The 18,465-nt window shown below is 58.9% G+C and carries 14 protein-coding genes; 3 read left to right on the forward strand and 11 right to left on the reverse strand.

What is annotated here, in order from left to right; genetic code table 11:
* Window positions 1-22: 22 nt before the first annotated feature.
* Window positions 23-1,459, reverse strand: coding sequence for a sulfatase family protein (locus ACODTZ_RS32660; RefSeq protein ID WP_489031026.1), 1,437 nt, complete (start codon window positions 1,457-1,459; stop codon window positions 23-25).
* Window positions 1,460-1,606: 147 nt separating this feature from the next.
* On the opposite strand from ACODTZ_RS32660, the gene ACODTZ_RS32665 reads away from it, so the two are divergent.
* Both ACODTZ_RS32665 and ACODTZ_RS32670 read left to right on the forward strand, forming a co-directional pair.
* Window positions 1,607-2,644: a LacI family DNA-binding transcriptional regulator gene (locus ACODTZ_RS32665; RefSeq protein WP_489031028.1), complete on the forward strand. Its 1,038-nt coding sequence runs from the start codon at window positions 1,607-1,609 to the stop codon at window positions 2,642-2,644.
* A 476-nt stretch (window positions 2,645-3,120) separates the two neighbouring features.
* Window positions 3,121-4,905, forward strand: coding sequence for a chloride channel protein (locus tag ACODTZ_RS32670; protein ID WP_489031097.1), 1,785 nt, complete (start codon window positions 3,121-3,123; stop codon window positions 4,903-4,905).
* Between the two features lie 57 nt (window positions 4,906-4,962).
* On the opposite strand, the gene ACODTZ_RS32675 is transcribed toward ACODTZ_RS32670, so the two are convergent.
* Genes ACODTZ_RS32675 through ACODTZ_RS32710 form a run of 8 tightly spaced genes read right to left on the reverse strand, consistent with a single transcriptional unit; the run spans window position 4,963 to window position 14,315 of the window.
* Complete coding sequence (locus tag ACODTZ_RS32675) at window positions 4,963-6,459, reverse strand: sulfatase family protein (RefSeq protein WP_489031030.1); 1,497 nt, start codon at window positions 6,457-6,459, stop codon at window positions 4,963-4,965.
* Window positions 6,460-6,513: 54 nt separating this feature from the next.
* Complete coding sequence (locus tag ACODTZ_RS32680; RefSeq protein ID WP_489031032.1) at window positions 6,514-7,467, reverse strand: formylglycine-generating enzyme family protein; 954 nt, start codon at window positions 7,465-7,467, stop codon at window positions 6,514-6,516.
* A gap of 45 nt (window positions 7,468-7,512) precedes the next feature.
* Window positions 7,513-8,463: a DUF4432 family protein gene (locus ACODTZ_RS32685; RefSeq protein ID WP_489031034.1), complete on the reverse strand. Its 951-nt coding sequence runs from the start codon at window positions 8,461-8,463 to the stop codon at window positions 7,513-7,515.
* 27 nt (window positions 8,464-8,490) lie between these two features.
* On the reverse strand, window positions 8,491-9,603 hold the full coding sequence (locus ACODTZ_RS32690) for an ABC transporter ATP-binding protein (RefSeq protein ID WP_489031036.1): 1,113 nt from the start codon (window positions 9,601-9,603) through the stop codon (window positions 8,491-8,493).
* An 8-nt stretch (window positions 9,604-9,611) separates the two neighbouring features.
* Entirely contained in the window at window positions 9,612-10,445 is an 834-nt protein-coding gene (locus tag ACODTZ_RS32695; RefSeq protein WP_489031037.1) for a carbohydrate ABC transporter permease, read from the reverse strand.
* Window positions 10,442-11,365, reverse strand: a complete 924-nt coding sequence (locus ACODTZ_RS32700; RefSeq protein ID WP_489031039.1) for a carbohydrate ABC transporter permease — start codon at window positions 11,363-11,365, stop codon at window positions 10,442-10,444. Before ACODTZ_RS32700 ends, ACODTZ_RS32695 begins: the two co-directional genes overlap by 4 nt.
* Window positions 11,366-11,421: 56 nt before the next feature.
* A complete protein-coding gene (locus ACODTZ_RS32705) occupies window positions 11,422-12,765 on the reverse strand; it encodes an ABC transporter substrate-binding protein (protein WP_489031041.1) in 1,344 nt (447 codons plus the stop codon).
* A 35-nt stretch (window positions 12,766-12,800) separates the two neighbouring features.
* On the reverse strand, window positions 12,801-14,315 hold the full coding sequence (locus ACODTZ_RS32710) for a sulfatase (protein ID WP_489031043.1): 1,515 nt from the start codon (window positions 14,313-14,315) through the stop codon (window positions 12,801-12,803).
* 90 nt (window positions 14,316-14,405) lie between these two features.
* On the opposite strand from ACODTZ_RS32710, the gene ACODTZ_RS32715 reads away from it, so the two are divergent.
* Window positions 14,406-15,335 carry a LysR family transcriptional regulator gene (locus ACODTZ_RS32715; RefSeq protein WP_489031045.1) on the forward strand — a complete coding sequence of 310 codons (930 nt, stop codon included), beginning with the start codon at window positions 14,406-14,408 and terminating at the stop codon, window positions 15,333-15,335.
* A gap of 42 nt (window positions 15,336-15,377) precedes the next feature.
* Here the strand turns inward: ACODTZ_RS32715 and ACODTZ_RS32720 are convergent, their stop codons facing one another.
* A complete protein-coding gene (locus ACODTZ_RS32720) occupies window positions 15,378-16,892 on the reverse strand; it encodes a sulfatase (protein WP_489031047.1) in 1,515 nt (504 codons plus the stop codon).
* 541 nt (window positions 16,893-17,433) lie between these two features.
* On the reverse strand, window positions 17,434-18,432 hold the full coding sequence (locus tag ACODTZ_RS32725) for an ABC transporter ATP-binding protein (RefSeq protein WP_489031048.1): 999 nt from the start codon (window positions 18,430-18,432) through the stop codon (window positions 17,434-17,436).
* Window positions 18,433-18,465: the final 33 nt, after the last annotated feature.

Here is an 18,465-nt window from a genome sequence, read left to right on the forward strand (position 1 = left end):
CTGAATTGCTGAAGGCGACCGGTCATCGGGCACCTGCCATCACGTCGCGCGTCTTGAAGTTCGAACTGATCAGCCAGTCGCGCATGACGTCGAGAAGCTCTTGCTTCTGCCCAGCGTAAACGGGATCGCTCCAGAGGTTGTTCACCTCCTTCGGATCGGTTTCGAGGTCGAACAGCTGACCGTCAGTCGATCCCTTGAAGTGGACGAGCTTCCATCTCTCACTCCTGACCCCCGTCATGAATTCCACGCCGCCTGCCATGGCAACGTCCCCGATCTGCTCGCAGAACACATGGCTGCGCGGGGTCCAGTTACGGCCTTCGAGCGCCGGCTTGAGGCTCTGAGCCTCGAAGCTTTCCGTCGGCGCGATACCGGCATATTCGAGGATTGTCGGGCCGAGGTCGAAGAGCTGGCAGAGCCCATCGATCGACCGGCCGCCTTCGAAGCGATTGGCGGTCGACCAGATGACTGTCGGTACGCGGGTAACGATGTCGTACATCGACCACTTCTGGATCAGCCCGTGCTCGCCAAGGCACTCGCCGTGGTCGGAGGTGAAAATGACGATCGCGTCGTCCAGATAGCCACGTTCCTTGAGCACGGCGAGAAGCTCGCCGACTTTCTCGTCGATCAAGGTGACGTTGCCGAGATAGTGCGCCCAGAGCTTGTGCATCTGGTCCGGCGTCGGATCGAGGCTCCAGACGACGGAGTCGTGATCGACCTCGACATCATGTTGCCGCTTGTCCTTCAACTCCTGGTGAAGCGACTGCAATTCTTCCGGCGTAGGCTTGGGCAATGGCAGGTCGTTGCGCTTAAGATAGGCTTCCGAGTAACGCGCCGGCGGATCGAAGGGCGGATGCGGCCCTGGGAAGCCAACCTGCAGGAATAGCGGCTCGGTCGGCGGATAGGTGTTGACCCACCACTTGGCCATGTTGCCGACAAAGGCGTCGGCGTGCAGTTCGTCGGGCAGTTCCCAGTTGAAGCAGCCAAGTCGCTCTCGGTAGTCGTCGAGCGTACGGTAGGATTCGCGCTGCTGTTTGACGAGGCCATTGGCGGCAAGCGCCTTGTCCCATTCGTCAAAGTACCAGCGACCCTCCATGTAGCGGTCCTTGTTTTCCACGACGTAACGCTCATGGAAACCCGAATCCGAATTGTAGGGTATCGTGTGCATCTTGCCGACGTTGACGCAACGATAGCCGGCATCGCGCAATTGCTCGACCCACGTTCGCTGCCATTTCTGGCCATTTGCCAACACGCCGGTCGTATGCGGGTAGTAGCCGGTGAAAAGGCTTGCACGCGAGGGAACGCAACTCGGCGCCGTAATGTGACAGTTGGTCAGCGTCACGCCCTTTTCGACGAGCGCGTCGATATTCGGGGTCACGGCATAGGGAAAACCGAGCGCCGCAATCGAATCGTAGCGCTGCTGGTCCGTCATGATCAGAATGATGTTCGGCCTTTCAGCCATGCTTTCTCCTCCAGCCCGCCGATCCCGGCAATGGGCCTCCGTCCTGTTGAAATAGGCAGACGCCGTCCCTCTCCGCTTGCCTCTCGATCAAAAAAATTGCATAAAGTTATCGATAACGCAACGATCACTTTCACGGATTTTTTGGAAATGGAATTCGAGACTGTCGAAAAGGAAGCGCGCACTACGCCAACACTTGCCTCGATCGCGGAGAAAGTGGGCGTTTCCGTCAACACCGTTTCACGCGCATTGCGCGCGCCCAATACAGTGAGGCCGGAACTTCGCCGCCGCATCAATGCGGCGATGGAAGAGTTGAACTACGTACCGAACCGGCTTGCCGGCGGCCTGTCGAGCACGCGCTCCGATATTGTCGGCGTCGTCGTGACGTCGCTTTATTATTCGGAATTCGCGAGCATCATCGATTCCCTGCAATCGGCACTTTTGGAGCGGGACATGCAGGTCATGCTCGCCAATACAAGATATGATGCCGACCAGGAGCTGCGGCTCGTTCGCTCGCTGCTCAGCTGGCGCCCGGCCGCGGTCGCCATCATCGGCGTCGATCACGCGCCGAAAGTGGTCGAACTCCTCAACGCATCCGGCATTCCGATCATCGAAATGTGGGATACGGGCGGCGAGGTGATCGATACGGCCGTGGGCTTCGACCACACCGCAGTCGGCGCGGCGCAGGCCAATCAGCTGATTGCCGGCGGCTATCGGCGGCTTGCTTTCCTCGGCAGCGTCCGAGAGAATGACAGGCGTGCGCAGAAGCGCCTGAAGGGACTGCAATCCGCCGCCGCCATGGCCGGCCTGCCCGAGATCGTCACGCACACGGATCAGCAGGGCGGCAGTTCCGAACTCGGAGAGCGCCTTGCCCATGAGCTTCTCGAACGTCACCCGGATATCGATGCGATTGCCTGTAACAGTGATGTGGTCGCTTTCGGCGTACTCCGCGCGCTCAAGAAGCGCGGCAAGCGCATACCCGAAGAGATCGGCGTCATCGGCTTCGGTGATAACGAGGCGGCCGGTTGCGTGAGCCCGGCGCTCACGACGATCCGCCCGGACCGCGAGACGATCGGCAGACTGACGGCCGAAGCCATCTTCGCACGCATCAATGGAGCCCAGTCCAGCACGACACTGGTCGAGTGGAAGATGATGGTGCGCGAAAGTGCCATTCGCAAGGAGACATGATGACAGGCTGAACGCCGCAGGCGATGGGTGGCCCGGCGCGCTTTGCCCACCTTTTATGGCCGCGTACGAAGCAAGCGATAACTTCCGGCGATCGCAAGTAGATCAGAAGATATTATCGGCACCACCCCAGATTTCGCTAGTATGATGCAGTCGCCAATCTGACACGTCTCCAACATTACTTCACGGCCACCGAGATTTTCTCCCCTCATCACTTGCCGTGACGTCCTTGAGACCCTCGAAAGCTATGTATGCAACCGACCAATCTGCCGACCGATCCGTATCGACGACGACGCGAGGCAAACACGATGCACCCCTTGCAATGCACCTGACCATCTCATCCGCTGTTCCTGCCGATAGAAATTGGCTTGTCCCGAAGCAATAAACACATGAACACCTTAGCCCCGCTTGACGCCAATGACAGAGCACCGATCGACAACAAAGTGTCGGGCGACACTGTTTCCAGGGAAGAGCCCGACATGCCGGGCGCACTCATAAGCAGACGGTTCGCGGGCCTCAAAGCACGCCTGCGGCTGATCCGCCGCAAGTCCCTTGATCGCAGCAGTGAAGTCATTCTCATCGTCTGCGGCTGTCTGGTGGGCATTGCTGCCGGCTGCGCGGTCAGTGCCATGAGCTGGGTGTCGAAAACACTCCATAGCCTGATTTTCCAGATTCCGTTCGATGCCTGGCTGAGTTCATCGCAGATCGAAAACAAGCTGCTGCTTTTGATCGCGCCGATCGCGGGCGGTATCGTCCTTGGCCTTTTGCTACTCCTGTTGCGGCGCCGGCGTGCCATCGTGGATCCGATCGAAGCCAATGCGCTCTATGGCGGGCATCTGTCCTTGACCGACAGCATCATCGTCGCCGTTCAGAATTTGATCTCCAATGGCTTTGGCGCCTCGGTCGGTCTGGAGGCCGGATATACCCAGTTATCCTCGGGCATGGCCTCCAAGTTTGGATCAAAGCTTCATCTTCGGCGCGAGGATTTGCGCATCCTCGTCGGCTGTGGGGCCGCCGGTGCCATTGCGGCAGCATTCAACGCGCCCCTGACCGGCTCATTTTATGCGTTTGAACTCATCCTCGGGTCGTATACGGCAGTTGCGCTGGCGCCTGTCGTCATCGCCGCGATCACGGCGACTCTTGTTGCCCGCAGCCTTTCCGGGAACAGCTTCCTGATCGAGGTCGGCGACATCGGCACAATCGTTCCGAGCGATTTTTTGCCTGCAATCCTGCTTGGCGCTGTCTGCGCCGTCATCGGTATCGTCATCATGAGAGGCGTGGCGTTCACCGAACAACTGGCCCGTCGTGCTTCAATTCCAAGTTATCTCAAGCCGGCACTCGGCGGTATCGTTGTAGGCCTTCTGGCACTTGTTTCGCCTCAGGTTCTGGCAGCCGGACATGGCGCTCTTCATCTCAATCTTGCCACGGATCAGACATTTCAGGTGTTGACCATGCTCTTCCTGCTGAAAGCCGTCGCTTCGGCGGTGTCGATCGGATCCGGCTTCCGCGGCGGGCTGTTTTTCGCATCACTCTTTATGGGAGCGGTGCTTGGAAAAGCGTTTTTCTTCCCTGCAGAACTATTCGCGAGCGCTACGCTTACTCCAACCGTTTTTGCGATCGTTGGGATGAGTTCGCTTGCGGTCGCCCTCATTGGCGGCCCATTGACCATGGCATTCTTGGCGCTCGAGATCACCGGCGACTTTCCGATCACGGCACTTGTCCTTTCCGCAGTCATCGCTTCCTCGGTCGTTGTCCGCGTAACCTTTGGTTACTCGTTCGCGACCTGGCGTTTTCACCTGCGCGGTGAAAGCATTCGAAGCGCTCATGATGTCGGCTGGATCAGAAATCTCACGGTCGACAAGCTTATGCGATCCGACGTCAAGAAAGCAAAGGTCTCCACGTCGCTTGAAGACTTTCGCAAGGCCTTTCCCTTGGGGTCGGCACAAAGAGCCTTCCTGGTCGACGACAATGACAAATATGTCGGCCTGGTTCTGATTTCGGACGTGTTTGCCAATCCCTCCGACACCGAAGGGCCGCAGACGGTCGAGAAATTCCTTCGCCATCGCAATGATTTCCTGCAGCCGCAAATGAATGCGAAACAGGCCGCCGCCCTCTTCGACAAGAGCCGCAGCGAAGCTTTGGCCGTGGTCAACAATCTGATCGAGCGAAAGGTGATCGGGCAGCTGAGCGAAGCGCATACATTGCGCCGCTACAGCGAGGAACTCGACCGGAGGCGCCGGGAGGCAGTTGGCGAGACCTTCTAACCATCGATGGGTAGGGCCGCGCCTGAAAGGTGCGCGAACGCCGCTATGGCGTCCCCTTCATTCTCCGCCCTGTCGTGCGTTGCTGGTTGGCGTGCGGCCGGAATGTGCTCCGAACTTGACGCTCGCCAGCGTCCAGCCTTGCGTCTTCAGCGCACTTCGGATCCGCCATTTCAGGATTTCCGCGATCAGTTCCTGCTTGGTGCCGTGATGAGCCGGATCGTCCCAAAGGTTGCGGACTTCCTGCGGATCGCTTTCCATGTCAAATAGCTGGCCTTCGTCGCTATCGACGAAATGCACGAGCTTATAGCGCTGGCTGCGGATCATCGTCATGAATTCGCTGCCGTTGAAAATGCGATCACCGGCATGTTCGGAAAACACAAACTGGCGCGGCTCGCAGACCTTGCCCTCGAGGTAGGGCATCAGCGATAGCGCCTCCATCCAGTCGGGAACGGGCAGGCCAGCCATTTCGAGAATGGTGGGCGCAAAATCGAAGAGCGAGACGAGGTCGTCCACGACCCTGCCCTGCGCGACGCGCCCCGGCGACCAGACGATGGCAGGAACACGCACGCTCTGATCGTACATCGACCATTTCTGGCTGTGACCGTGATCGTTCAGGCTGTCACCGTGATCGGAGGTGAAGATGATGATCGTATCGTCCAGAACACCGCGCCGCTCGACAGCCTCGATCAGCTTGGCCATCTGCGCGTCGATCATCGAGACATTGGCGAAATAATGCTGCCGCTGGCGGCGCAACTGCTCCCTGGTCGGCTCGGCCAGATGCACGACGGCATCATGATCGACGGCGAGATGCTGCTCGCGCAGCTTCTTCAAGGCCATCGGCTGTGCGGCAAGATCATCGTCGCTGAGGATCGGCTCGGGCAGATCGACGCCGTCATAGAGGTCGAGATAATCCTGCGTCGGATCATAGGGCGGATGTGGGCCGGGGATGCCGATCTGCAGGAAGAACGGCTCGTAACCTGTATAGGAATCGAGCCACATCTGTGCGAATTCAGGGACGAAATTGTCCGCATGGAGTTCGTCCGGAAGTTCCCACACGAAGGCGCCGAGCGACGAGCGGTAGTCCTCCCGTCGGCGATAGGTGACCCGGCTCGGTTTTTCAAAGCCACGGGCCCAGATCGCCTTGTCCCAATGATCCAGGAAAAACGGCAGTCTTGCCGTTGCCCGGTCCTTGTTTTCCACCACATGGCGTTCGTGGAAGCCGAAGGAATCCTCGAATGGAGAGGTGTGCATCTTGCCGACGTTGACGCATCGATAGCCGGATTCGGCCAGTTGCTGTACCCAGCTGAAAGCCCATTGCTCGTCATTGCGGAAGACGCCATTGGTGTGCGGGTAGACGCCGGTAAACAGGCTGGCGCGCGATGGCGCGCAGGAGGGTGACGTTACATAGGTCTGACGGAAATAGGTCCCTTCGCTTACCATCCGGTCGAGAGTAGGCGTCTTCATGTGGGGAAAGCCACCGGCGGCAATCGTATCGAACCGCTGCTGATCTGTTATGACAAAGATGATGTTCGGACGCTTTACGGACGTTCCCACCTATTCCCTCCAAAGCTTGTGCCTTCGTGCGCCGCGCCTGCCTCGGGAAATGCGCTATAGAGCTCCAACGTCGCCCGGCAGGACATCGTAGGCGATGCGAAAGCCGGTATTGCTGGATGCGCTGTCAGGAGACAGGCCCATTCTGGCTGCGATGCGGTAGCGGAAGCAGTAGCTCTTGTGGCAGAGAAAAGAACCGCCCTTCAGGACCTTGTCGGCGCTCTGCTTTGCGTGCTCATTGCGTATCTTTGCCTGGCGCGACAAAGAGCGCACGCGAAACGGATCGCTCGTCCATTCCCAGACATTGCCGGAGAGATTGTAGAAACCGTCCTCGGTCGGTGCAAAGCTGCGTGCCGGTGCCGTGCCGTAGAACCCATCCGCCCGCGTATTGTCATGCGGGAAGCGCCCCTGCCAGATATTGCAGAAGATCGTCTCATCGGTAGGCTCGTCGTCACCCCAGGGATAACGCCGCCTTCTGTTGCCGCCGCGTGCAGCATGCTCCCACTCTGCCTCGCTCGGCAGACGACCACCGACCCAGCTCGCAAAGGCGATGGCGTCGTTCCAGGAAACCTGCGTGACCGGATGGTCGAGACGCTCCTCGATCGAACTACCAGGGCCTTCCGGCATGCGCCATATGGCGCCATCCACCCTCCCCCACCACGGGGTCTGCGAGACGCTTTGCGCAAGCAACGCCTTGTCCTGCAGCAGACCGGAAAAGACCGCAGCGCAGCCCAAGGTTTCGGCTTCCGTCACATAGCCGGTCGCCTCGACGAACGCGGCAAAGCGCGCAACAGTGACTGTCTCGGCCTCGAGGAAAAAGTCGTTGATAGTGACTTTGCGTTCCGGCCCCTCGCCGTCGACCGCAATCACGGCGTCATTGGTTCCAACGAAACTGTCACCACCCTTGACCGCAATGACGGTGCCGGTCCTCCCACGGGAGACGATTTTGGTGACGTTTTGCGCCCCTTTGGCCTGATTGTTGCGGCTGACCGCCGAACAGCATTCACTCATGACTTGCGTCCAATATGATCGACCAGTGTCACGCGTTTTCCCGAGCTACCTGCCACTGTCGAATTGCATTTCGAGGTGGAAGAGATGAGAGCCTCCGCGCGGCGTCGGTACCAGCGCCCCACTCTCCCGCAACTGATGTCGCGGCAATCGATCGTGAGTCGCAGGCTCGATGCAGAATAGATTTATTCCTTCGTCCGCGTTGCGCAAGGTCTGCAGGAAGGGTAGTTCGTCGCCATCATATTTCAGTCGGAAAGCCGGGCCTCCGGATTTGGTCGCCGATAGCTCGACCTCGCATCGGGTCGCACCGGACGGTCGCACCTCGATTCCATTCTGCGACAGGCAATCACGCGATATGTCCTCCCCGTTGAAGAGCAGGGTACTATCGTGCGTTACGGCGGGGAATCCGAGATTGATGTGATACATCGCCATGAGAGGCAGGTCGCCGGCCAGGACAGTCGCGCGGTCCGATATCGTAAGCGAGCGGCCGCCGAGCGGCACATCGATCTGCCGTTGCAGACGGATGGCCCCCTGGTTCAATTGGAACTGCGTGACCTGCGCCTTCACGCGAAACAGGCACTCGTCCCCGTCCCAGACGACATCCGTAGCCGTGACTTCCGAGCGCATATGCATCATGTTGCCATGCAGCGGATAGCTGCGTCCCTCATCGGATTCCGGCTGGCGGATATGATCGAGGCCGCAGGTCGCCATCAGACCCGAAAGAGCAGTATTGGCCCGGACCGCGTAGGGTGCCGCTGTTCCCATGGGGCCAATCCAGCCGAACGGGATATTGTCGCACCAGACCTGGCCGATATCGCATGAGCGGTCCGGCAGCAGGTCGATGCGCAATCCGCCCCCGCTGTCGATCTGCAACAGCCGCATGCCGCGACCCGATCCATCCTCGACCGCCAACTTCCTGAAACCGGCGACCTGTGACAGGTCGGGAAAGACGCGATCGAGTTCCTGCTTCGTGAAGCTCTGCCCGAATAACATCACCATTTCGCTACCTCGACCTGTTCTCGCGGATTATTGGGCCACGATGAGATTGTCGCCGCTCGCCGCGTCGAAGACATGCCAGCGATCCGAAATTGGCCGGAAACTCAGGACGTCGCCTGCAGCAGGAGATGCCGTCATGCCTTCGGGGAGACGCACGCTGATCGGGCCAAATGATGACTGACCGAAAATGAAGATCTCGTGCCCCAGCCATTCCACGACCGTGACCTTGACGTCGATCGCTCCTGTCGTTCCTGCCGGTGCGACCTCGAAATGTTCGGGCCGGACCCCGACCTTCGCCTGTCGGCCGGGTTTAGTTGCCGCGGCAATGACCGCCTGCTGTTGTTGCGAGGCCGGCAAAAGCATGCCCGATGAGCCTCCGAGCCAGAATGCCCCGTCTGCAACGTCAAGTGTCCCTGAGAGAAGGTTCATTTCCGGCGTGCCGATGAAGGTGGCGACGAAGGTGTTTCTCGGCCGCAGGTAAAGATCCTGCGGGGAACCGATCTGCTGCAGCTTTCCGTCCTTCAGGAGCGCGATGCGGTCGGCCATCGTCATTGCCTCCACCTGATCGTGGGTCACGAAGACCGATGTCGCATTCAGTCTTTCATGCAGCTTGCGGATCTCGATGCGTGTCTGTGCACGCAATTTCGCATCGAGATTGGAGAGCGGTTCGTCGAAGAGAAAAACCTTGGGATTGCGCACCACGCAGCGCCCCATCGCGACACGCTGGCGCTGGCCGCCGGACAATTGGCCAGGCTTCCTGTTTTCCAGCCCGGAAAGATCGAGCATCGCCACCGCCTCTTTGACGCGCTTGTCGATTTCGGCCGGGTTTTCGCCGCGCATGCGCAAGGCGAAGGACATGTTGTCCCTGACGCTCATGTGCGGATAAAGCGCGTAGGTCTGGAACACCATGGCGAGGTCGCGGGCGGAGGGATCGAGATGGGTAATGTCCTCGCCATCGACGAGGATTTTGCCGCTCGTGGTCTCCTCGAGCCCGGCGATCATCTTGAGAAGCGTCGACTTGCCACTTCCCGACGGGCCAACGAGGACGAGGAATTCGCCGGACCTGATTTCGAAATCGACGCCGGGAATGACCTCGACCGATCCATAGGACTTACCGACATTTTGAAGCTGCAGATGTGCCATGATTGTTCCTACTTGACGGCGCCGGCCAGAAGGCCGCGCACGACGAAACGCTGCCCGAACATGATGAAGGCAAGCGCGGGGATCATCGAAAGGATGGAGGCCGCAGCCATCTGGCCGTACAGGATCTGATGCTCCTGCGCGAAGTTTGCGATGGCGACCGGCGCGGTCATCGTGTCCTTGTTGGAGAGGTTGAGCGCGACCGCAAAGTCACTCCATGCGGAGATGAAGGCGAGTGCGCCGGCAGCCGCCATGCCGCCGAAGGACAACGGCAGGATCAGATGGCGAAAAACCTGGGCATAGGTACAACCGTCAAGCCGGGCGGCCTGAACGAGTTCCTTCGGAATATTGCTGACAAAGCCGATCATCAGGAACAATGCCATGGGCAGCCCCTGGACGACCTGCGTCAGGATAAGGGCGGTATAAGTCCCATGCAGGCCGATTTGCGTGAACATCACGTACCATGAGCCGATGAATGTGAGCGTCGGAAGCATATGAAAGACGACCGCCCAGCCGAGAAGGATGAACGTGACCCAGCGCGGCGGCTGAAGCCTTGCGACGGTAAAGGCCGCAAGCGTCGCGATGATCAGCACCAGAGCCGTCGAGACGACGGAAACGACGGCGCTGTTCCAGAGATTCCAGAGAAAATGCGACTGTCGCGAATTGATGATCGACTGATAGTTCAGGAGCGTGACGGGTGCGATCGTCGTTCCCATCAGGATGTCGATCTGCCGCTTGAAGGAGTTCGACAGGATCCAGACCATCGGTCCAAGGATCAGGAAGGCATAGCCCCATGCAACAAGATTGCCGGCCATGCCGCCCGCGGATGTTGGCTTGCCAATCATGTCAGGGTCCTCGATTTGCGGCGGCGGCGTGCCACCAGATTTGCCAGAACGATCAGCGCTGCGACGCCGATAATGGTGATCAGCGACATGGCCGATCCCATGCCGACCCGGTCCTGAGCGAAGAAGACGCGGTTGATGGAAAAATTGATCACCTCGGTCGACGTGCCGGGACCACCGCCGGTCAAAAGGAAGATTTCGTCGAACACCTTGAAGGACAGGATCATGCGGAACGCCAGCGTGATGAGAAGGGTCGGCATCATCAGCGGTATGGTGACGTAGCGCAGTTCCTGCCAGCGATTGACCACGTCAAGTTTTGCAGCGTCGAACACTTCCTGATCGAGGGATTCCAGACCGGCAAGCGTCAGCAGAAAAACGAAAGGCGTCCAGTGCCAGACATCGACAATGATGACCGACATCAGCGCAAAGCGGGCATCACCCAGCCAGTCGACCAGGGGCAGGCCCAAAAAGGCGAGCAAGGAGTTGACGATCCCGAAATCGCGGCCAAGCAGGAGACGCCACATGGCGCCGATGACGATCGGCGGGATGATGATCGGCAGCAGAAAGATCGCGGTGAGAATGCTGCGATTGAGCTTGGAAGCGCGCCGGACGAGCAGGGCCATCGAGAAGCCGAAGACCATCTGGGCCGTGACGGCACAGACCGCAAAGACGATGGTGTTCCTGACGCCCGCCCAGTAGACCGGCTCGTTGGCGAAAAGCTCCTGGAAATTGCGCAGGCCGACGAAGTCGACGACCGCCGAGCCGGAGGTCCATTTGACGTCGGCAAGGCTGAGATAGACAAGGTTGAAGACGGGCCAGATAGACAGCGCGGCCAGGACCAGGACCGCCGGCGCGAGGGACCCGACCCGCCACCAGAAATTTGCGCGGTCGACTTTCGCCGCAATGATGGGACGTGTCGCCATCGAAAAGATACTCCGTTGAAGGGGTGTCCGGGCTCTTAGCCCGGACACCGGGCGGCTCACAGCATTTTGGGAGGAGTGAGCTTATAACCCGCTTCAGTGAGAACCTGATTGACGTCCTTGGCAGCGCCGTTCAACGCATCCTTCGGGGAAATCTCGCCGATCAGGGCGCGGTTCAGATAGAGCGAGATGACTTCCTTGAGCCGCACGCCCTCTTTGAGCGGCGTGTTCATCTTGGCGACATCGGCGTTTTCCGAAAAGGCCTTGATGAAGCGGTATTGCGGATCGTCGGCAAGCTTCGTGTCGGCAAGATCCTTACGGATCGGGATGCCGCCGGCCTCCGTATAGACGACCTGGGTATCCTTTTCGAGGAACCATTTGAGGAAGCTCAACGCAGCCTTCTGGTTTTCCTCCGGCACGTTCTTCGGGATACCGGCGATCCAATGGCCGGCGACCGAGGCATGCTTGCCGCCCGGCCCGGCCGGCAGCAATGCGGTTTCGATCGTGTCCGAGACGATCGATTTGTTGGGATCCTGAAGGTCGGCGACGGCGGCGACCACGGCTGATCCTTGCGCGGCCTTGCCGGTCGACAGAAGCTGGATCAGTTCTGCCTGTTCCATGGCGCCGGTATTGCCGGGCCCGGCCTCATTGGCAAGCTTGATGAACATTTCCAGAGCCTGCAGTCCCTGAGGACTGTTGAGCGTCACCGAATAGTCGCCGTTTTCCGGATTGGCAAAGAAGCTGCCGCCATAGCTGAAGAGAAAGGGCGAGAAATCGAAGAGGATGGATTCGCGCGTGCCGCGCGTCACGAAGCCATATTGCTGGGGCGGGTTTTGTAAGGCTTTGGCATTGGCGAGAAGTTCATCCCAGGTCTCCGGTACCTTGAGGCCCGCCTTATCGTAGAGATCCTTTCGGTAATAGAGGACCTCTACATTGCCGTTGGTCGGCACGCCGAGCAATTCCGCCTTCGCATCAAAGCTGCTCGTTTTGGCATTCCAATAGGAGGAACCGCCGAAGTCGAGGACGCCGTCGGGCAGCGAGAAGCTGGAATCGATATCCTTCAGCGGCTTGAGAAAACCGCCCGCATACATTTCCGCCAGGCTCTGGGCGTTGATATTGACGATATCGTAGCTGCCCTGCTGACCACGCACGGAATTGCGCATCTTGTCGACCATGCCGTTGAACGGCGTCACGTCGAGCTGGATCGTCGTTCCGGTGTCTTTCTGATATTCGTCGACCAGCGACACGAAGGCGTTCAGCCACGGTGACTGGCTGATCAGAATGCGGATCGGTGGTGAGTCCTGAGCGCTGGCCGATGTCGCAAGCATAGTCGCGGCCACAAGCCCGGCCGCCGCCAGCCGCAATCCAGTTCTTTTCGTTCTACCATTCAGTCTGTCTGACATGACTAATTTCCTCCCTGGTCAAGTCTTTCAAATCTCTATGCGGTCTCGAGGCCCATCCAATCGCGGTAGGTGGGTGTTGCGCCATGCTGGTCAAGAATCGTCGCGACAGCTGCCTTCAGGCGCGCCTCGACGTCAGGCAGATCAAGCGGATTGAGCTGACGCGGATCCTCGACATTGTCATAGAGCGCTGTACTGAAACTCTTGAAATGGGTCCGGTCGCCGCCCGGCGGGCGACGGGCATCGTTCAGCGCTCTGATGCTGAGAAGCGGCAATCCCTTGGTGAAATCGAGCGGCGCATGAAGTTCGGCCGTCTTCAATTCGCCATGGGCGAAGAAACTGTGCAGATGGGTCGGCATCAGCGTATATTCCCGCAGCGTTTCGTCATCGAGATCAGGTGGATAGACGAAGCAGGAATATCTGCCGTCGGTCACTCCGATCGCGCCGCCGAACATGCCGAAAATCACGGACCGGTCCCGACGCTCGGCCTCCGCAAGGTCCAGAACCGATTGACCCTGAACTTCCGGCGGCGGTTCCTGTCCGAACAGCTTGAGGATCGTCGGCATCAGGTCGGGTGTCTGCGTCACGACATTGGTACGCGTCCCCTTACGGACGCCAAGATCCGGATGATGGATGATCAGCGGGATATGCGAGATTTCCTCGTAATAGGGCATGACATTCTTGGCCCACCAATCATGCTCGGACAGCAGGTAGCCATGATCGGTCGTCAGGATGAGGCAGGTATCCTTCCAAAGATCGTGCGTGTCGAAATAATCCAGCAGCTTGCCGAAATACTCATCGCACATCGCGACCAGTGCTGCATAATTGGCACGGATTTCGGCCACTTCGGTCTCGTTCTCGCTGACGGGCGCATATTTCGGCCAGTCGAGGATCGGACCGTCATAACCGGTCTTCAGTGATTGACGGAAGCGTTCCGGCGCATAGAAGGGCTCATGCGGATCGAAGCATTCCAGATGCAGCATCCAGTTGTCGGCAGCGCGGTTGTTATCGAGAAATTCAAAGGTCTTTTCGAAGCACTGAACGGCAGGAAAATCCTTCTCCTCCTTGATGAACTCGCGATTGATCTGGTGCTGGAGCCGATTGGCCTGATTGGGACCATTATAGTGATGGTTGGAATATTGGGTGCGGAACCGATCGATCGGCGGCTTCACCAGCGCCTTCCATGTGTCGTATTCCTGGCCACGCACGAAATCCCAGGTCGAGTAGCGGGAGTGGTAGGTGGCACCCCCGTCCTCGAAATAGTGGAAGTGGTCCGTCAGGAGATGGGTATAGACACCCGACGTCTTTAAAAGCTCCGGCATCGAATTGTCGAAAGGCTCCAGAGGGCCCCACGACCGATGCATGAAATTGAGCCGGCCGGTATGAAGGTCGCGGCGCGCCGGCATGCAAGGAAGGCTGCCGACATAGTGATTGTCGAATGTCAGCGCACGGGCGGAAAATCGATCGAAATTCGGTGTGGGCACGGCCGTCCCGCCGTAGCAACCCAAAGCAAGTCTGTTCAAAGAATCAAACAGCACGAAAACAGCACGCATGAAATATCCTCCATGCCCGGAACCTAGCGGTCGTTCACCGTGTGCGCTAATACATCTGGCACTAAGGCCGATAACCTGGGGAAATCGCTCATGGCCATGCACCACATTTGGCGCCTGCAACATTTTCTCGGTGTTGCCGAGCACGGGAGCTTCCATGCGGCAGCGCGGGCAATCAATGTCAGCCAGCCGGCATTGACGAAATCGATGCGGCTGCTCGAACAGGATCTCGGTTGCGCGCTGTTCGTCCGTCTGCCGGGTGGCGTACGCCTGACCGAGGCCGGTGAGCTTTTCCATCACCGCGCAAGGGAGATCGAAGCTGCGTGGAATGCCTCGCTCGTTGAATTGAAAGTTCAGACCAAGGGGCTCGGCGGGCGGATGCGCATCGGCGGCGGCCCGGTTTATTCCGCCGTATACTTTCCCGGCATGCTGGCGGAACTTCGAACCAACTTTCCGAACCTGCAGGTTGCCGTCTCCACCGGCGTCGGCGCCGATCTCTTGCCCTATCTGGAGCGTGGTGATCTGCGCGCCTATGCCGGGGGGATCCCAACAGAAATCGATGGCCTCGGGCGCGACTTCATTACCGACATCCTCTACCATCAGGAGAATTCGCTCTTTGCATCGAGCCAGCATCCGGTCTTTTCCGAGCAGGATATTACGCCGCAGAGACTTCTGGATTTCCCATGGCTTAGCCTCTTCAGCGGTCAGATGGCCAATGGCAGGATCGATCGCTATTTCGACTCGCAGGAGCTGCCGGCACCACAGTTGGCGCTTGAATCGCATTCACTGCAAATTGCGCTGAAGATGCTTGTCGAACACAATTTCATCGCCTGTATGCCCGTGCCGCTTGCGCAGAATTATGCAGGGCTGCAGTTGCGGGAAATCGACCTTCCGGATTTCCGCTGGAGCATTCCGACGGGGATAACCTATCACCAGTCTTCCAAGGATTTTGCGCCCATCAAAGTGATGCGGAATTTCCTTCGAAAGGCCACGCCGCTCGCCGGTGCGCCAGAACGGCGCTAGCGACAGGAGGCGCCGCGCAGAACCCGGCGCCCCTTCTTCAGGTCAGGCGACGAGCCCGTACCATTGGTAAACTTCAGCCGGCGTGTCGTGAGCCTTTAGTTCGCCCACCAGCAGCTCTGTCAGCCGTGCACGCTGAGCTTCGTCTTCAATGGGGTCTTGCTGTCGGGGATCGCGCGCAAGATCATAGAGGCGCGTGCCGAGATCCTCGAAACCCTTCCCGTCATTGCCGGGCGGTCGCGCCATGCCTCTCAAGGCATCGATGGCGAGAAGCGGAATGCCCTTGGTGAAATCGAAGGGCGGGGTAAGGCGCGCGGTCCTGAGTTCGCTCACCTCGAAAGGAACCGTCATGTGATTGGGTGCCAGCGTATATTCCACCAATCCCTCCGCCAGGATATCGGGTGGATAATGATACAGCACCCACCGACCATCGGTCACGCCGATCGGGCCTGAAAACACGCCGAACGCAGCCACGTCTCGCTGCCCGCGATCCTCGTCGAGAACCGGAAGCAGACTGCGGGCCTGGACCTCTTGCGGGATTGGAAGCTCGTAGAGTTCCATGAATGTCGGCATCAGATCACCGGCCTGCGTCAGCGCATTGCGGCGCTCGCCCGCCCTGTCCTTGAAACCCGGGTGATAGACCATCAGCGGAATGTGGGAGATTTCCTCGTAGTAGGGCATGCGGATCTTGCCCCACCAGCCATGTTCGGACAGGAGGAAGCCGTGGTCGGTACTGACGATCAGGCATGTGTCCTCCCACATGCCGTTGGAATCCATGTAATCGAGAAGCTGACCGAAATAGTCATCGCACATCGCGACCAGGGCCGCGTAATTGGCTCGGATCTCGGCCATTTCCTCCGGCGATTCCGCGACCTTGTCATAGTGGGGCCAATCGAGAATGCCGCCGCTATATGTGGTCTTGTACATCTCCTTGAAACGCTCTGGCGCGTGGAAAGGCTCGTGCGGATCGAAACATTCGAGCATCAGGAACCAGTTGTCGGCATCCCGGTTCTTGTCGAGGAAATCGAAGGCGGAGGCAAAGCAGCGCGGACCCGGCATATCCTTTTCGTCGGTCATCTGCGTGCGATTGATGGCATGCTGCAGGCGTTTGGTCGGCCTCTCGACATTATAGTGTCGCTGATCGAACCGTTCCGCAATCTCGTCCAGAGGCGGCTGGACCAGTGCAACCCAGGGATCGTATTCCTGGCCGCGGATATAATCATAGCTCGAGAATTTGGTATGAAATCCGTGTCCCCCATCCTCGAAATAGTGCAGATGATCGGTGATCAGGTGGGTATAAACGCCGCTTTTCTTCATCAGCTGCGCAAAGGAATTGTCGTAGGGTTCGAGCGGTCCCCAGGAGCGATGCATGAAGTTCAGCCGTCCCGAATGCAGATCACGTCGCGCCGGCATGCAGGGCAATGATCCCGCGTAGTGCCGATCGAAGGTGACACAACGCTTCGAAAAGCGATCGAAATTCGGGGTCTTGATGCCGGTGCCATCGTAGCAGCCGAGCGCGTCGCGGTTGAGTGAATCAAACAGGACAAAGATTGTTTTCACGGCAAGTCTCCCTTTTCAATCCCTTCTAGAGACTTGCATTGCACGCGCATAATCGATCCGGGTTCGACAGAGATAACCGTCGGTGATCGGTCGAAAAACCATCGGAAGCTCCCTGCGGATTCGCTGGGCCGCCGAGGAGCGGACAGGAATAAAGCTGCCTGGGCTACTCGCGGCCTCGCAAATCAATAATGCGGGTTGATTGGTGTTCGCGACTGACGGAGAGATCGCTGTCCTGTCCAGCTGCAACAGATCGTTGAGCGCCGATGGCCGGTCAGACAACCGTGGGGTTCGCGGGCCACAATTGATGCGTGCGCCATGGGCCGCATCTGCTCGCTGCATTCATCAGTCAAGAAAGCGCATCCGCGCGCCTGACCTCCTTGCGCGCGGATGCGTCACGAGCGAGCGATTGCATCCTCAGCGCTTTGCGCAACAGAAGCCCCGCCACCCATTCCCCGTCCCGGCGCATCATCGTCATCATCCAGTCGCGCACCATGAAGACGCGGACGAGACCAATTCACGACGCGCAAGGCATTCTGCCTTCTCATGCAAGCGCGTGACCATCGGCCCCAAACCGGTGCACGGGGCCTTTCGGACCGATCGCGACGACATTGCCGGGGCCGATCGGTGTCTTGCCCTCAAGACGCACCGTCATCGGCTCTCCCCCTTCCAGCCGGAGGTAAGCGAATGTGTCCGATCCCAGTCGCTCCACGTGGGTCGTCGTGCCGGTCCACGGTCCGTCCGAAACAATCTCTAGATGTTCGGGACGCACACCAATACGCGATGCATCGAAGGTCTGGGCGCGCTCACCGCCAAGAAAATTCATCTTCGGCGAGCCGATGAAACCGGCAACGAATTCCGAGCGCGGCGTATCGTAGAGTTCGAGTGGTGAGCCGACCTGCTCGATCACACCATCCTTCAGAACGACGATCTTGTCGGCCATGGTCATGGCTTCGACCTGGTCATGCGTGACATAGATCATCGTCGTCTGGGGCAGTTGATCCTTTAACGCCATCAGTTCGAGCCGCATCTGGACGCGCAGGGCCGCATCGAGATTGGAGAGCGGCTCATCAAAAAGGAACACCTTCGGATCGCGCACGATCGCCCGCCCGATGGCCACACGCTGCCGCTGACCGCCGGAAAGCGCCTTCGGCAGGCGGTCGAGATAGGGGGTCAGCTGCAGCTTGTCGGCGACCGCCTCGACACGCCGTTTCTGCTCGTCCTTCGACAGTCCCGCAATCCGCATCGAATAGGCGATATTCTTGAACACCGTCATATGCGGATAAAGCGCATAGCTCTGGAAGACCATTGCAATGCCGCGATTGGCCGGCGGCACGTCGTTGATCACCTTCCCATCGAGCAGGATATTGCCGTGCGAGACCGATTCAAGCCCGGAAATGCAGCGCAGAAGGGTCGACTTGCCACAACCCGATGGCCCGACAAAGACGACGAATTCGCCCGAATCGATCTCAAGATTGATGTCCTTGAGCACGGGAAAGGCGCCGTACTCCTTATGGAGATTTTCAATGCGAATGGCGGACATGCTGACAATTCCTCCCAATCAGCGCCGACGATT

This window comes from Rhizobium sp. FG113 (genome assembly GCF_057809895.1).

Coding starts and splice junctions, on each gene's coding strand:
- ACODTZ_RS32705 (WP_489031041.1), bottom strand. CDS start 12,765: ATGTCAGACAGACTGAATGGTAGAACGAAAAGAACTGGATTGCGGCTG.
- ACODTZ_RS32665 (WP_489031028.1), top strand. CDS start 1,607: ATGGAATTCGAGACTGTCGAAAAGGAAGCGCGCACTACGCCAACACTT.
- ACODTZ_RS32695 (WP_489031037.1), bottom strand. CDS start 10,445: ATGATTGGCAAGCCAACATCCGCGGGCGGCATGGCCGGCAATCTTGTT.
- ACODTZ_RS32690 (WP_489031036.1), bottom strand. CDS start 9,603: ATGGCACATCTGCAGCTTCAAAATGTCGGTAAGTCCTATGGATCGGTC.
- ACODTZ_RS32680 (WP_489031032.1), bottom strand. CDS start 7,467: ATGAGTGAATGCTGTTCGGCGGTCAGCCGCAACAATCAGGCCAAAGGG.
- ACODTZ_RS32700 (WP_489031039.1), bottom strand. CDS start 11,365: ATGGCGACACGTCCCATCATTGCGGCGAAAGTCGACCGCGCAAATTTC.
- ACODTZ_RS32670 (WP_489031097.1), top strand. CDS start 3,121: ATGCCGGGCGCACTCATAAGCAGACGGTTCGCGGGCCTCAAAGCACGC.
- ACODTZ_RS32710 (WP_489031043.1), bottom strand. CDS start 14,315: ATGCGTGCTGTTTTCGTGCTGTTTGATTCTTTGAACAGACTTGCTTTG.
- ACODTZ_RS32715 (WP_489031045.1), top strand. CDS start 14,406: ATGGCCATGCACCACATTTGGCGCCTGCAACATTTTCTCGGTGTTGCC.
- ACODTZ_RS32725 (WP_489031048.1), bottom strand. CDS start 18,432: ATGTCCGCCATTCGCATTGAAAATCTCCATAAGGAGTACGGCGCCTTT.
- ACODTZ_RS32660 (WP_489031026.1), bottom strand. CDS start 1,459: ATGGCTGAAAGGCCGAACATCATTCTGATCATGACGGACCAGCAGCGC.
- ACODTZ_RS32685 (WP_489031034.1), bottom strand. CDS start 8,463: ATGGTGATGTTATTCGGGCAGAGCTTCACGAAGCAGGAACTCGATCGC.